Annotated in this window: 12 protein-coding genes; 7 read left to right on the forward strand and 5 right to left on the reverse strand. The window is 33.6% G+C overall.

Features of this window, described 5'->3' with window-relative positions; translation table 11 throughout:
- The first annotated feature begins 224 nt into the window (after nt 1-224).
- The 5 genes from QZZ53_RS06450 (at nt 225) to QZZ53_RS06470 (ending at nt 5,141) form a co-directional block, all read left to right on the forward strand.
- Nucleotides 225-410 (forward strand): DUF5522 domain-containing protein, encoded by a 186-nt coding sequence (locus QZZ53_RS06450; RefSeq protein ID WP_296382740.1) that lies wholly within the window; start codon nt 225-227, stop codon nt 408-410.
- Entirely contained in the window at nt 410-2,404 is a 1,995-nt protein-coding gene (locus QZZ53_RS06455; protein ID WP_296382742.1) for a urocanate hydratase, read from the forward strand. The genes QZZ53_RS06450 and QZZ53_RS06455 overlap by 1 nt, the downstream gene beginning before the upstream one ends.
- Before the next feature lie 10 nt (nt 2,405-2,414).
- Nucleotides 2,415-3,011 carry a DUF4136 domain-containing protein gene (locus QZZ53_RS06460; RefSeq protein ID WP_296382743.1) on the forward strand — a complete coding sequence of 199 codons (597 nt, stop codon included), beginning with the start codon at nt 2,415-2,417 and terminating at the stop codon, nt 3,009-3,011.
- Nucleotides 3,012-3,127: 116 nt separating this feature from the next.
- Nucleotides 3,128-4,804 (forward strand): SulP family inorganic anion transporter, encoded by a 1,677-nt coding sequence (locus QZZ53_RS06465; protein ID WP_296382746.1) that lies wholly within the window; start codon nt 3,128-3,130, stop codon nt 4,802-4,804.
- Nucleotides 4,805-4,949: 145 nt separating this feature from the next.
- Nucleotides 4,950-5,141, forward strand: a complete 192-nt coding sequence (locus QZZ53_RS06470; RefSeq protein WP_296382748.1) for a cold-shock protein — start codon at nt 4,950-4,952, stop codon at nt 5,139-5,141.
- 68 nt (nt 5,142-5,209) lie between these two features.
- On the opposite strand, the gene QZZ53_RS06475 is transcribed toward QZZ53_RS06470, so the two are convergent.
- Nucleotides 5,210-6,313, reverse strand: coding sequence for a bestrophin family ion channel (locus QZZ53_RS06475; RefSeq protein ID WP_296382751.1), 1,104 nt, complete (start codon nt 6,311-6,313; stop codon nt 5,210-5,212).
- A gap of 341 nt (nt 6,314-6,654) precedes the next feature.
- On the opposite strand from QZZ53_RS06475, the gene QZZ53_RS06480 reads away from it, so the two are divergent.
- Entirely contained in the window at nt 6,655-10,389 is a 3,735-nt protein-coding gene (locus QZZ53_RS06480) for a GDSL-type esterase/lipase family protein (RefSeq protein ID WP_296382753.1), read from the forward strand.
- Between the two features lie 8 nt (nt 10,390-10,397).
- Here QZZ53_RS06480 and QZZ53_RS06485 read toward each other — a convergent pair whose 3' ends face one another.
- The 3 genes from QZZ53_RS06485 to QZZ53_RS06495 form a co-directional block, all read right to left on the reverse strand.
- Nucleotides 10,398-12,449 (reverse strand): alpha-ketoacid dehydrogenase subunit alpha/beta, encoded by a 2,052-nt coding sequence (locus QZZ53_RS06485; RefSeq protein ID WP_296382755.1) that lies wholly within the window; start codon nt 12,447-12,449, stop codon nt 10,398-10,400.
- Nucleotides 12,450-12,637: 188 nt separating this feature from the next.
- A complete protein-coding gene (locus QZZ53_RS06490) occupies nt 12,638-13,705 on the reverse strand; it encodes a branched-chain amino acid aminotransferase (RefSeq protein ID WP_296382757.1) in 1,068 nt (355 codons plus the stop codon).
- 89 nt (nt 13,706-13,794) lie between these two features.
- Complete coding sequence (locus tag QZZ53_RS06495; protein ID WP_296382833.1) at nt 13,795-15,090, reverse strand: dihydrolipoamide acetyltransferase family protein; 1,296 nt, start codon at nt 15,088-15,090, stop codon at nt 13,795-13,797.
- Nucleotides 15,091-15,280: 190 nt separating this feature from the next.
- Between QZZ53_RS06495 and QZZ53_RS06500 the strand changes: the two genes are divergently transcribed.
- Complete coding sequence (locus tag QZZ53_RS06500) at nt 15,281-15,754, forward strand: Lrp/AsnC family transcriptional regulator (protein ID WP_296382759.1); 474 nt, start codon at nt 15,281-15,283, stop codon at nt 15,752-15,754.
- 83 nt (nt 15,755-15,837) lie between these two features.
- Here the strand turns inward: QZZ53_RS06500 and QZZ53_RS06505 are convergent, their stop codons facing one another.
- The gene (locus tag QZZ53_RS06505) at nt 15,838-16,434 is read right to left on the reverse strand and encodes a transferase hexapeptide repeat family protein (protein ID WP_296382761.1); all 597 of its coding nucleotides are present in this window, start codon (nt 16,432-16,434) and stop codon (nt 15,838-15,840) included.
- Nucleotides 16,435-16,469: the final 35 nt, after the last annotated feature.

Here is a 16,469-nt window from a genome sequence, read left to right on the forward strand (position 1 = left end):
CATAAATTAAAAAAAATGGAATAATCAGTAATTCAATTTGTTGTCTTAAGTGGATTTTTTCATGATTTATTAAAACAACATTCCCTTTCAAAGCTTTATACTTTAAAAACATAAAAGGAAAAATAGTTATCCCAGTATAACCTCTTGGTACTATATATTTTGAAATTAATATCATACTTTATTCGTTTCAAAAATCAATCCAATTTACATTATCTTTGTTAGATATGAAGAAATACGTCCCAATTGAAGAAGGCGATTACTATTTAACACCAGAAGGTTACCGTTGTTTTACTGAACAATATCATTTAAAACGTGGCTATTGTTGCGAAAGTGGATGCAGACACTGTCCTTATGGCTTTAACCCTTCGACTACGCTCAAGGCAGGCGACAAAACTTTAAAAAAAAAGTAATGCAAACATTATCATTCAAAGATCAAATATTAGAAGGTATTTCAAAAATATTACCTCAACCTAAATTGTACGATCCTTCTATAAATCATGCTCCAAAACGAAAAGCAATTTTATCTACTGAAGATGAAAAATTAGCACTTAGAAATGCATTACGTTATTTCGAGAAAGAACAACACAAAGTTTTACTACCTGAGTTTAAAAACGAATTAGATACTTATGGACGTATCTATATGTATCGCCTAAGACCAGACTATAAAATGTATGCGAGACCAATTGATGAATATCCTGCAAAATCAAAACAGGCTGCAGCTATTATGTTAATGATTCAGAATAATTTAGATTATGCCGTGGCACAACATCCTCACGAACTCATTACCTATGGTGGAAACGGAGGTGTGTTTTCAAACTGGGCACAATATAGACTAACGATGAAGTATTTGGCAGAAATGAATGATGAACAAACTTTAGTAATGTATTCTGGACATCCTATGGGTTTATTCCCTTCACATAAAGAAGCACCAAGGGTTGTTGTTACTAACGGCATGATGATTCCTAATTACTCTAAACCAGATGATTGGGAAAAATTCAATGCCTTAGGTGTAACTCAGTATGGGCAAATGACAGCTGGTAGTTATATGTATATTGGACCACAAGGGATTGTACATGGCACAACAATAACAGTTTTAAATGGTTTCAGGAAAATAGAAAAACCACCTGAAGGTAATCTATTTGTAACATCAGGATTAGGAGGTATGTCTGGTGCACAGCCAAAAGCCGGAAATATTGCCGGTTGTATAACAGTTTGTGCTGAAGTGAATCCTAAAATCACTCAAGTTAGACTAGATCAAGGTTGGATTGATGAAAAAATCACAGATTTAGATCAATTAGTCTCGCGTGTTGAAAAAGCAAAAGTTGAAAAAGAAACTATATCTATAGCTTACCTAGGAAACATTGTAGACGTCTGGGAAAAATTTGATGAAGCTAATGTTTATATAGACTTAGGTAGCGACCAGACTTCATTACATAATCCATGGGCTGGTGGTTACTATCCTGTTGACTTGTCTTTTGAAGACGCTAACGACATGATGGCTAATCAACCCGAATTATTTAAGGAAAAAGTACAAGAAACTTTACGTCGTCATGCAAATGCGATTAATAAACATACCGCAAAAGGCACTTACTTCTTTGATTACGGAAATGCTTTTTTATTAGAAGCTTCAAGAGCTGGTGCAGATATTATGGCGTATAATGGTATTGATTTTAAATACCCAAGTTATGTACAAGATATTATGGGACCTATGTGTTTTGATTATGGTTTTGGTCCGTTCCGTTGGGTTTGTGCTTCAGGAAAGCCTGAAGATTTAGCGAAAACAGATAAAATTGCTTGTGATGTTTTGGAAGACATCATGAAACATTCTCCAGTAGAAATACAGCAACAAATGGCTGATAACATTCAATGGATAAAAGGAGCTAAAGAAAATAAACTTGTAGTAGGCTCTCAGGCTAGAATCCTATATGCTGATGCTGAAGGTCGTATGAAAATTGCTGATGCTTTTAATCAAGCAATTGCTAATGGAGAAATAGAGACCGTTATTCTTGGGAGAGATCACCACGATGTTTCCGGAACAGATTCACCATACAGAGAGACTAGCAATATTTATGATGGCTCACGTTTTACAGCAGATATGGCTATTCATAATGTAATTGGAGATAGTTTTAGAGGAGCAACTTGGGTAAGTATACATAATGGTGGAGGCGTTGGTTGGGGCGAAGTTATCAATGGTGGATTTGGTATGGTTCTTGATGGTAGTAAAGAAGCATCAACACGACTAAAACAAATGTTATTTTGGGATGTGAATAATGGCATTTCAAGACGAAGTTGGGCGAGAAATGAGGGAGCAATTTTTGCTATTAAACGAGCAATGGAAGTAGAACCTAATTTAAAAGTGACATTACCAAATCATGTTGATGATAACTTATTAGAAACAATTTAAAAAAAGCGATATGAAACATTTGAAAAATGTTCACGAACACTTCCTCAATAGAAGTTTCGTGAGTAAAAACTTAATTAAACTCACACCTATTTTATTATTTGCCATCCTACTGTCTTCATGTAGTTCTGTTAGAGTTGCAGCTGATTATGATAGAGAAGCAAAATTTGACAATTACAAGACCTTTGCCTTCTTTAAACCTGGTATTGACAAAGCTGAAATTAACGACATTGATAAACGTAGAATATTAAGAGCAGTTGAGGCTGAGCTAATGGCTAAAGGTTTTACCAAATCAGAGAATCCGGATTTGCTAGTTAGTATATTTACTAAATCAAACCAACGTGTAGACATTTACAACAATGCTTGGGGACCTGGATCTTGGGGTTGGGGAGGATACGGTCGTTGGGGCTGGGGAATGAATAGAAATCAGGTTTCCACCAAAACTGAAGGTGTTCTATATATTGATTTAGTTGATGCCAATAAAAAAGAATTGATTTGGCAAGGTTCAGGAACTGGTTATCTAGTGACAAGAAATGTTGAAAAGAAAGAAGCACGCATAAAAGAATTCGTAGCTAAAACAATGATGCAATTTCCTCCAGAAAAAGGGTAATAAGAACATTTAAATAAATTAAAAGCACTAGTAATCTAGTGCTTTTTTGTTTCTATTATTTGATTAGGCTTTAAATCTAAATACTATATCTTTGCCGACTTTTAAGATTAAATATTATGATACTAGGCCAAACAACCAGAAAAAACTTTACTCAAAATCCTAAGAATGATATTCTTTCAGGTTTAACTGTTGCTTTAGCATTAGTACCTGAAGCAGTGGCATTTGCCTTTGTCGCTGGTATTGACCCTTTAGTTGGACTTTATGGGGCATTTATGATGGGAATTGTAACCGCATTGTTTGGAGGTCGACCTGGAATGATATCTGGTGCTACTGGTGCTATGGCTGTAGTCATGGTACACCTCATTCAAAAAGGGAATGAAGTAGGTATATCTCTAGAAACTCCTATTGACAACTTAGGTTTGCAATGGCTATTTATCACACTCCTTTTTGTTGGAGGAATTCAAATATTAGCAGGGATTTTCAAATTAGGAAAATTTGTTCGTTTGATTCCACATCCAGTAATGATGGGATTTGTTAATGGATTAGCGATTGTTATTTTTCTTTCACAATTAGGTTTATTTCCTAACGCTGTACCAAAAGATATTTCGATTTTAAAAAATACATTAGAATGGTTCTCAGCATTATTTACTAATGCCTCTTTTTGGAAAATGATGGGTTTCATAGGCTTAACCATGGGTATTATGTATGGATTACCTAAGCTAACTAAGAAAATACCAGCTGCTTTAATTGCGATTATTGTAGTGGCTTGTATTACAATTTTTGGTGGTATTGAAGTAAGCACTGTTGGTTCATTTATTGCTGAAGGTGGTGGAGAAGGTTTACAAGGTGGTCTTCCAACATTTCAAGATCAAATATTTAGTTTATTTGGAACATTAGCTGGTCATTGGGACTTAATTCTTTCTACAGCTATAATTCTTGCAGCAGTTGGTTTAATTGAATCATTAATGACATTGAATCTTATAGATGATATGACGGAAACTCGAGGAAACGGAAATAGAGAATGTATTGCTCAAGGTGGAGCAAACATGCTTAACGGACTCTTTGGCGGAATGGGAGGCTGTGCTATGATTGGTCAATCAATAATCAATGTAGATTCTGGTGGACGTGGTCGTTTATCTGGCGCAGTTGCAGCAGTAGCACTACTATGTTTTGTTTTGTTTGGTGCACCTCTAATAGAACAAATTCCAATTGCAGCTTTAGTCGGAGTAATGTTTATGGTAGTAATCGGTACTTTTGCTTGGAGTAGTTTTAGAATTCTAAGAAAAATACCATTATCTGATGCTATTGTCTTAATTGCAGTTTCAGCCATTACAGTCTGGAAAGATCTAGCGGTAGCAGTTATTGCTGGTGTTATTATTTCTGCACTAGTATTTGCATGGAAAAATGCAACTATGATTAGAGCCCGAAAACGAACTCAACCTGATGGCGCTAGAACTTACGAAATTTGGGGGCCATTATTCTTTGGTTCTGTACAAAACTTTAATTCTAAATTCGATATCAAAAATGACCCTGATTACATAGAGATAGATTTTGTTGAATCTCGTGTAAGTGACCATTCTGCATTAGAAGCCATTCATAATTTGGTGAATAAATACGAGGCTGAAGGAAAAACCATCAAACTAAAACATTTAAGTGAAGATTGTAAAATTCTTCTTCGAAAAGCTAATCCTAAGTTCGAAGAGGTTATTATAGAAGCTATTGATGACCCTCGCTATCATTTAGCTGAAAACCCAGAAGAATTCACAAAACCCTTATCTGAGTATAACTTATAGTAAAATAATAAAGTTTTAAGTACGCTAAGAGCTAAGATTTAACCAGTTAAGTATCATTACATAATGAAATCAAAATAAAGGTTTCAAAACAATTGAATGCCAATTAATTAGACTACCTTTGCAGCCTAATTTAATATAATTTAATATGAGTACTGGTACAGTAAAATTTTTTAATGACTCTAAAGGTTTTGGATTCATAACAGAAGAAGGAAGTGGTAAAGAGCATTTTGTACACATTTCTGGTTTAGTCGATGAGATTAGAGAAGGAGACAATGTAGAATTCGATTTAACAGAAGGAAAAAAAGGATTAAACGCAGTTAATGTAAAAGTTATATAATTATATATCTTACAATCTTTTTAAGAACAGAGCCTATCTTTTGGATAGGCTTTTTTATTGCTTATCAATTACATTACAATATCATTTTTCCATTCATATGGTGCAGGAATATCAGTATCATCAATAAGTTGTCTTATATCAATTTCTATACCTCTACTTAAATCAGTAATTGGCACATCATTAGGACCTCCTTCAAACGGATTTTCGGTATTCTCCCCCATACTTTCCATCGTATGGAAAACCCACATTAATAACGTACTAAACGGAATTGAAAACCACACAAAGTGTTTTGCTATAAATTCTTGTATACGATGTAAAGTAGATGTGTGCGACACATGATTTTCTAGATCATCAATAATATGTTCACCAATAGATTCAAATCCTTCCATAATACCAAAAGGCAGAAGAATAATAAAAATCCAAACAAACATATAATTCAATGTAGCAAACTGTCTCGGATAAGGAAAGTTCTTTATACGCTCACTTTTACCTTGTAATGTATAAAACTCTTTGAGCATATTAGCCATTTCCATGTGCCTAAAGTCTTCGATTAATCCTCCTTGCATTAATTCTTTTAATCTTTTCGATTGAACACCTAGTAATTGTGAAGGCTTATTACCCTTAGCAAAAATCTCTTTAAATTCTTCTTCAGAAATATAATCTTTTATAGCGTCTTCAATAGGAATTGTATCCTCACACACTAAATATTGCGAAGCTCTATATTCTATATTTGATTTTTTGGATTTTAAATGCATTTCCCATGGCTTTTCAGCTCGCATTTGATAACGCAAAGCAGTTAGCCAAGCTATATGACGGTGAACTAATTCTCTGTGAATATTAAATAATTCTCTTTCAGATAACTTTTCGCTGCTATGATCATTATTAATAAAGTCTTTAACCATTATTGTCCAAGTCCGTGAGGCATTAACGATACCTCCCCAAATTTTACGTGCTTCCCAAAGACGATCATATGATGCATTATTTTTAAAACTGACAATAAATGCTACTGCAGTACCCAAAACACCAAGTGGTAACCATGGTACATGCAACCATTTTAAACCAGCAATATCAAATAAGAAAACTGGAATAGTTGCTAAAATAAAAAATAAAAAAATATGTCGTCGTGTCCATTTAATAACACCTGCGACTGGAAATATTCGTCTAGTATACATTAATAGGTTTTAATATCTAAATATACAAATTCAATTTATATTAATTGAATATTTGATTTTCAGATTTACATGAAATCACCTTGGTTCACTATGAAATTCAGTGAACGTTTTTAAATTTATTTTGCCTACTTCATCTTTAGATTCAAGATTTTCTAAAAAGATATTAAGGGAAATAATAGTATTAATTCTTAATCAAAATCTGTTCTGTATTTTTGTTTTAAATTTTTGAGAATAGGCTTATTAAAAAGCATCAATTTGTTTAATTTCAAAAAAAAATAGTACTTTTAACCGAAATTAGAGCTCCTTAATCTAGTTTTCTTATATAAAAACCTGCTTATAATATGAAAACAACTTTTTCTAAAAAAGTTAAAATTCTTGTATTTTTACTTTTTTATATCTCAGTTCATTCTATATCTGCTCAAACCGAAACTATTTATATGGATTTTGGAACTCCTGGTGCAAATGAAAGTGCCGCTCCTTGGAATAATATAACTAATAATGTTTCAGGTACTATTAACAATCTTATTAATTCTAACGCAGTTGAAACTGGGATTGGCTTCTCAATTATTGATGCTTTTGCTGGTATTAATTCAAGTGGAACTACATCTCCAGATCCGAGTTTAAATTTCATTGGACCTGCTACAAACGATAGTTTTTATGGGACTTCTTCTGATAGTGGCTCTTTAACTTTTAATAATTTAGTTGTAGGTAAACAATACACTATTTCCGTATTTGGATCACGTACAGGAGTCTCAGATAATAGAGAGGCTTCTTATACGATTGATGCTCAATCTACGCAAACAATAAATTTAGATGCTTCTCAGAATACAAGTAATACTGCAACAGCTTCTTTCTATCCAAAGGCTGATGGAACAATAATAATAAATGTTTCAACTGGACCTAATAATGACAATTCTTCTGGTTTTTTCTACCTAGGAGTTATTGAACTTGAGTATAGCGTTAATACACCTATATATTCTGATAATGCTTTACTTATAGATTTTGGATCTAATTCCAATCAAAGTAGTACTCCATGGAATAATTTAACAGATGCTTTAAGTACCGGAAGTATAAACAATCTTATAAATAAAGGAGGAAACACAACAACAATAGATGTTTCAGTTACAGACAGTTTCAATTATTTTAATGAGAATGGGACCACAACATCTGGTGCAAGTTTAGGATTGCCAAACTCAGCTACCGGAGATAGTTTTTTTGGTAATACAATAGATTTTTTAGGTAAAACGGAACCAACAGGTGCAATAGAATTGAGTGACCTTAATCCAAACGATGTTTTTACGTTAACAATTTATGCATCTAGATTAGATTATACTACTATCGATAATAGAGAAACTCAATATACAATTGAAGGTCTTACAACAGAAACTGTGCTTCTAAACGTGGCTAATAACATTAATAATACAATCTCTACAAGTATAAGTCCTAAGGCAGATGGCACAATAACAATAACTGCTTCGCCAGGACCAAATAATACAAATACTTATGGATTTTTCTACTTAGGTGCAGTTGTCTTAGACTTTACACCTCAAACTACTCTAACTTTAAACAGTCCAAATGGAGACGAGTTTTGGCAAATAGGGAAAATACCAGAAATAACTTGGAGTTCCACAAATCTAAATTCAGACATTGATTTAGAGTACTCTATTAATAATGGTGTGTCGTGGAACACAATTGCTACTGTTCCTTACACTACAAATAATTATAATTGGACTATACCAAACACTCCTTCGCAAAACTGTTTAGTTAGAGCAACTTCTAACTTAATTAGCAATACTAGTGATAGTGTTTTTGAAATATCTACTGATAACACAAGCTGTAATATAGTTGTTGTAGGATCATCGACAGCAGAAGGCATTGGTGCTTCTTCTCCGGAATATGCATGGGTAAATTTATACGCCAAAGCTCTCTTTCAAAAGAACACAGGAATCAACGTTATTAATTATGGTAAGGGTGGATATACAACATATCATGTTTTACCAACTGGTACTTCAATTCCGAATGGAGTCGGAATAACCATAGATACAGATAGAAATATTACTAAGGCTATTTCAGATAATCCAATAGGTATTATTGTAAACTTACCTTCAAATGACACAAATAACGGATACTCTGTTGCAAATCAGTTAAGTAATTTTGCTGCCATATATAACGAAGCAGTTATTAACTCGGTTCCAATATGGATTGCTACAACTCAACCACGTAATTTTGGATCTCCAACACAAATACAAAATCAAATTGATGTTAGAAATGGTATAATTTCCACTTATAACACTAACTCAATTGACTTTTGGACAGATGTTGCAGAAACTGATGGTACGGTTTTAAGTAATTTAGATTTTGGAGATGGTGTTCATTTAAACGATTTAGGGCATTCCATATTATTTAACAAAGTTTTAGCTAAGGATATTGAAAATTCGGATTGTATTTCAAATTTACCTGTAGGTGCTTATCTTTATTGTAATGATTCTTGGAAAGATAATAATATTCCTACTTTAACGACTGGTACTGTAGATGTATATGTAGGTAAAGGAATATACACTATAAATGAAGATGAAAATGTAATAGTAAACGATCTTAACGTATCTATTAATGGATCTATAATTATTAGAGAAGGAGGAAGTATAACTGTAAATGGTGATTTAATTAATAACGGTAGTATTTTACTTGAATCCATTTCTACTAAATATTCAAGCTTAATTGTAGAAGGTGTAAGCACAGGGAGCATATCTTATAATCGCCATGTAAATAACGCAGCTGGAACAAATTCATCAACCTTAAATAATGATTTAATAAGTGCACCAGTAACTGGACAAACTTTTGGAGACTTTAGAACTGAAAACGCAAACATCTTATCTGGAAATATTAATGGTAATCTTGCATTCTTATTTGGGACTTATAATCCATCAGCAGGAAATTACGTCTTTTATTCACCAAATGAAGATAGTAATATTTTATCTGCAGGAAATGGCTACATCTCAGGATCAACAGATGGTTCTAGTTATACATTTTCAGGGAATGTAGAAACAAGCTCTATTAATGTTCCTATAGTATCTGGAGGAACAAGCGACTGGAATCTTATTGGTAATCCATATCCTAGTTATCTAAATGCTCAGGATTTTTTAAATAATATTACAAACTCTGGTTTAATTAACGAAAGTGCTATCGGTATTTATGGATATGATGGGTCAGCATCAGATGGATGGACCATCTATAATTTGGCTACAACTACGGCAAGTACAACAATTGCACCTGGACAAAGTTTTTTTGTTAATGCAGAAACATCAGGTGATGTTGCTTTTACTCCTAGTATGAGAAGCATAGGTACTGATGATGATTTTATCATGGGACGTAATTTTAATGAGTTAACCTATTTAAAATTAAATATTAATTCATTAAACAAAACGTATCATACAGATTTTTATTTTAATGACAATGCTAGTCTTGGTTTAGACCCTGGATATGATGCTGAAATTTGGAGTGAAACTCCTCCCATTTTTTCTATTTATTCTAACTTATTACAAGATAATACAGGGATTCCAATAGCTTTACAAACCTTTAATTCAGATGATTTATCAAGCTTAGTTATTCCATTAGGGGTCCATGCAAATGCTAATGAAACTTTAACTTTTAGTATTTTAGAATCTACACTTCCTAATTCGGTTAGTTTATATCTTGAAGATACTCTAAATAATGAAGTTACATTACTTAACGATAGAGGTTACACAATTAATCCTTTAGAGCAGATTTCGGGAACAGGTCGTTTTTATTTACGAATAGAATCGGGCCTACTTAATACTGTAGAACAACCTCTAGAAAAATTAATTATCTATGCAAATACCACAAAAAAATCTATTGAAGTAATAGGGCAATTACAAAATCAAACAAATTTTAAGCTCTATGATAGTAACGGAAGAATTATAATTTCTAATCCTTTAGATATTACTCAGAATAATCAATCTATAGACATTGAAGGGTTAAGCACTGGTATATATATTATTGAATTAATTGAACCAGAGACCAATCTAAAACGTGCTCAAAAGTTAATTATTCAATAAACGATAAACTAGTAGTTTAAAATCATTTCAATCTTTCCCTTCACTTTCTCAGTCGAAGGAATCATTGTTTCTTCTAAAGTTGAATTTAATGGTATTGCTGGCATATTCTCGCTACCAATAGTCATTACAGGTGCATCTAAATATTTGAAACATTCTTCTTGTATTTTTCCAGCTAAAGCTCTAGCAAAACTATTGTTTGATGGTTCTTCAGTAACTACTAAACACTTACCTGTTTTCTTAACAGACTTCATAATTGTGTCTTCATCTAGAGGAAACAACGTCCTTAAATCAATAATTTCAATCTGGTCGCGCATATCTAATTCACCAGAAGCATTATAAGCCCAATGCACTCCCATGCCATAAGTAACTATAGTTAAAGTTTCTACATCTTCTTGTTTCCAAATTTCTTGAAGTAACCAAGCCTTACCAAACGGTAAAATATAATCTTCACTAGGCTCAACAGAAGTAGCTGTTAATGTGCCTGGAACTTTAGACCAATACAAACCTTTGTGCTCCAAAATAACTACAGGATTTGGATCGTGATAAGCAGCTTTCATTAAACCTTTTAAGTCTGCTCCGTTACTTGGATATGCTATTTTAATTCCTCTAATATTAGTAATTACACTTTCAACAGAAGATGAATGATATGGTCCACCACTACCGTAAGCACCAATTGGTACTCTCAGAATCATGCTTACTGGCCATTTACCATTAGATAGGTAACAACTTCTACTTACCTCAGTAAACAACTGGTTTAAACCTGGCCAAATATAATCTGCAAATTGTACCTCGACAATAGGTTTTAAGCCAACTGCAGACATTCCAACTGTAGAACCTACAATGAATGCTTCTTGTATTGGTGTATTAAACACACGATTATCACCAAATTTCTGTGCTAAAGTTGCTGCTTCTCTAAATACACCACCTAAGCGTCCACCAACATCTTGTCCGTACAATAAACATTCTTTATGTTCTCGCATCAATTCTTCAACCGCAAATAATGCGCAATCTACCATTACAACTTTATCGGCTCCTTCTGGCTCTCTAACTCCTTTTTCTTGTGTTATTGGTGTTGGCACAAAATCGTGAGTAAATAAATCTTCAGGTTTTGGGTCTTCAGCTTTTAAGGCTTTTTCAAAATCTGATTGTACTTTTGCTTTTGCAGATTCCTCTATATCATCAACTTCCTTTTCTGTAAACCCATTATCTAATAGTTGTTGTCTTAAAACAGGATAAGGATCACGAGAACGCGCTTCGTCTAAATCATCTCTATACCATTCCATTCTTACTCCAGAAGTGTGATGATTTAATAACGGAACTTTTGCATGCACTAAAAATGGTCGACGCTCTTTTCTTATCTTTTCAATTACTTTTTCTAAAGCTTCATAACTTTCTGTAAAGTTGGCACCATCAATAGAGATTGCATCCAAACCATGGAATCCTTGCGCATATTCATACGCATTTTGTGCTCTTGTTTCAGCAGCATTCGCTGAAATATCCCAACCATTATCTTGTACTAAATACAAAATTGGCATTTGCTTTAAAGCTGCCATTTGAAAAGCTTCTGCTATTTCACCTTCGGTTACTGACGCATCACCTAGAGAACATACTACAAACGGTAAATCCTTTAATGTTTTATCATCTAACTCTTGTAATTCTTTATACTGCATTCCCATTGCGACTCCTGTAGCAGGAATTGCTTGCATTCCTGTTGCGGAAGATTGATGCGGAATTTTTGGTTTATCGTCATCCTTTAAACTTGGATGCGAGTAATAGGTTCTTCCACCAGAAAACGGGTCATCTTTTTTCGCTAATAATTGCAGCATTAAATCATATGGCTCTAAACCAAATGATAATAACATAGCATCATCTCTATAGTATGGAAACGCATAATCTTGTGGCAATAATTGTAGACCTAATGCAATTTGAACTGCTTCATGTCCACGAGATGTTGCATGGACATATTTTGAAACCTGCTTAAAATTAGCTTCGTACAATTCAGTCATTGCTTTTGCTGTGCAAAGCTTTGAGAATGCTTTATTTAGTATTTTTTTATTCATAATCTGTCATTCCTGCGAAAGCAGGAATCTATTTTTTAATTCTCTATATTGTGGATTCCTGCCTACGCAGGAATGACAAAATGGTTACTTACGCATTAAGGATTGAGGCTTTATTGAAGCTCTTTTTTGTTTTTCTCAAAAAAAGTGACTGCCGAAAACCTGACCCTTGTGGTAACGCACAAACAACTCTAAACCAATTCTTTTTCCACTTTAGTCATCCAACCAAATCGATCTTCTAATTGACCTGTTTTAATAGCATTTAGAGTATCATTCACTTCTAAACCAACTGGACTCTCATCAGATACATGAATTGTTTCATTTTCTAATCCTATTTCTTGAATGTAAGCGATACCAACTGCAGTACCAGTACCAAACGCTTCTTCCAACATACCATTTCTTGATGCTTTCTTAATTTCATCAATAGTAATTTTTCGCTCAGTAACTGAATAGTTCATCGCACGAAGCATTTCTATTACACTAGCTCTTGTGATACCATGTAAAACAGAACCATCCAATTCTGGTGTTATAAATTCTCCATTAATCTTAAAGAAGATATTCATAGTGCCAACTTCTTGAATATATTTATGTTCGGTAGCATCTAACCATAATACTTGGTCATATCCTTTAGCTTTTGCTAATTCTGTAGGACGAATTGCCGCTGCGTAATTACCTGCAGCTTTTGCTTCACCTGTTCCTCCTGTAGCTGCTCTAATAAATTGCTTCTCAGCCCAAAGTTTTATACGCTTACTGAAAAATGGTCCAGCAGGAGATGCCATAATTATAAATTTATAATGTGTAGCTGCTCGCATACCGATAAATGGCTCATCAGCATACATAAATGGTCTTAAATACAACGCACTTCCTTGATGTGGTGGAATCCAATTATGTTCTAAACTAACTAACTCCTTCAAACCATCAACAAATAAATCTTCAGGTACGTTTGGCATTCCCATACGATCTGCACTGAGATTTAAACGCTTAGCATTTTGCTCTGGTCTAAATAACATAGGTTCACCTTCCGCATCTTTATAAGCCTTCATTCCTTCGAAAATAGCTTGCCCATAATGTAAAGCCATAGCTGCAGGATGTGTTGGAATTAATCCCATTGGTACTATTCTTGGATTTGTCCATTCGCCATTTTCATAATCACAAATAAACATATGGTCTGTGAAAGTTGTTCCTAGAGGAATATTATTAAAATCTAGAGCATCAACTTTAGATTCTCCTACTTTGGTTATTGAAATGTTAGGTTTCATAATTATATCTTTTTGTCATTGCGAGAAATTTATGACGTGACAATCTCATTAAACAGCTTCCCACGCTTCGCTCGGAATGACAGTACTATTTATATCTTTCTATTAATATCAAACTGTTCAAAATAATCTGCAACTCTACGTACGAAACTTCCACCTAAAAATCCATCGACCACTCTATGATCGAATGAAAGTGAGAGATACATCATACTTCTTATAGCAATTTCATCACCTTTTTCTGTGGTAATTACTTCTGGTCGTTTCTTTATTATTCCTAAAGCAAGAATAGCAACTTCTGGCTGATTTATTATTGGTGTTCCCATAACACTTCCAAAAGTTCCTACGTTAGAAATGGTAAAAGTGCTTCCCTTAATATCATCACCAGTTAATTTGTTTTCTCTTGCTTTATTTGCAAGTTCATTTACATTACCAGCAATCTCTTTTAAGTTCTTAGTATCTACATTTTTCACAACCGGAACAATAAGGTTACCACTTGGCAAAGCTGTTGCCATACCAATATTAATATCTTCTTTAACTATAATGTTATTACCATCCACCGAAGCATTTATGTTCGGGAAATCTTTTACTGCTTTTGCAACTGCTTCTACAAACAATGGTGTAAACGTTAATCGCTCACCATACTTTTCTTGAAAAGACACTTTATTAGCGTTTCTCCAATTTACCATATTGGTTAAATCTGCTTCAACATAAGCTGTAACATGTGGAGATGTATGTTTAGAATACACCATATGATCCGCAATCATTTTGCGCATGCGATCCATTTCTATCACTTTTCCTTTGCCTTTATCAAAGCTTAACTGTGGAATCCGGTATGCTGTTGGGTCTTGCTGTGCAATAGGTTGTGCAAATTTGAAAGGACGACCATCCTCAATATATTGAAAGAGATCACTCTTTCGCAAACGACCTTCATTTCCTGTTGCTGGAATTCGAGCTAATTCTTCAAAACTGATATGATGTTCTTTCGCTATTGAAACAATTAGAGGTGAAAAAAATGTATTTCCGTTGGAAGTTGAAAAAGATGTAGAAGTCTCTGTCGATAATGCTTGTTTTAATTTTGGTGTTTTTGCAACTCTATTCTTTTCAATACTTATCTGTTTTGACGTAGCATTCTTTTTCTTAGTTTCCTTCTTAGATGATGAAGCTTTACCATCTATTTCAATAATAGCTATCGTTTCACCTATTTTAATAACATCATTGGCATTATATAAAATATCTACAATTACACCAGAAACATTTGATGGTACTTCGGAATCTACTTTATCAGTAGCCACTTCTAGTAGCATTTCATCATCTTCAATAGTATCTCCAATATTTTTAAACCAAGTAATAATGGCGGCTTCAGTGATACTCTCTCCCAATTTGGGCATTTTAAATTCAAAATTTTTCAAACAAAAATAAATTTAGTACAAGAAATAAAGGTAATTCAAATTGAATTTATCTATTGTTAAAAACTTAAAAATTACTATTAAAAAGTTTTTTATTCTTTTTATTTAATTATTATACGTTTTTTATTCTTTTTATATTTACATTTAAGTCATTCTAAAACATAATTTTCTTATGCCATATACTCTCGATAAGATTGATACACAAATCCTTGCTATACTTCAGAAGAACAGCAATAGGACGACTAAAAGTATTGCTAAAGAACTAGGCATGACCACTTCACCAATATTTGAACGAATAAAAAAAATGGAGAAGGAAGGTTATATTGAAAAGTATGTTGCAGTTCTTAACAACAAGAAAATCGGACTGAAATTAACGGTTTTTATCGGTATCACTTTACAAGGTCATACAAGAAGTTTTCTTGAAAAATTTGTTAAGGAAATTAATAATTTCCCTGAGGTAGTAGAATGTCATCGTGTGAGTGGTAATTATGATTATTTGCTGAAATTGGTTGTCGAAGACATTGAAGCCTATGAGACCTTCATTATATCAAAACTTACCCTTCTTCCTTACCTTGGAAATGTACAGAGTTTAATAACACTATCTACTGGAAAGGAAACAAATGAAATTGATTTGAGTAGAATATAGAGATACTGTCATTGCAAGGATGCAGGACGTGGCAATCTTTTTCTTTTAATGAAATTCTTCGCTTTCGCTCTGAATGACAAAATCTATTTTTTAAAAGTCTCTCTTAGTGTTTTATAGACATCATCTTGAACTTTCATTTCCTCAGACACTTCTCTAAGAGGCTCAACTGCCTTTAAAGATTCATGGCAGTCAGCAGGTAATTGCTGATAAAGCTCAGTCCCTTTTGTTTTCCAAGCTATCATCTCATCAGAAACTTCTTTTATCACTTTTGCCGGATTTCCAACCACTAAACTTCGTTTTGGAATTTTAGTTTCTGCCTTTACAAAGGCCATTGCACCAACGATGCTTTCATCACCTATTTCGGCATCATCCATAATTACGGTATTCATTCCAATGAGACAATTTTTACCCAAGTTAGCACCATGAATAATTGCTCCATGACCAACATGAGCACTTTCCTTTAAAGTAATAGATTTGCCAGGAAACATATGGACTGTACAATTCTCTTGCACATTAACACCATCTTCTAAAATGATTTGCCCCCAATCTCCACGAATTGCTGCACCTGGACCAACGTAACAGTTTTTGCCGATGATAACATTACCAGTTACTGCTGCCAAAGGATGCACAAAACTGCTTTTGTGCACAACTGGTGTATAGCCTTTGAATGAATAAATCATATTTAATAATTACTGTCGTTCCGAACGAAGTGAAG

It is taken from the genome of Winogradskyella sp., from assembly GCF_016744625.1.
Classification (GTDB): Bacteria; Bacteroidota; Bacteroidia; order Flavobacteriales; family Flavobacteriaceae; genus Winogradskyella.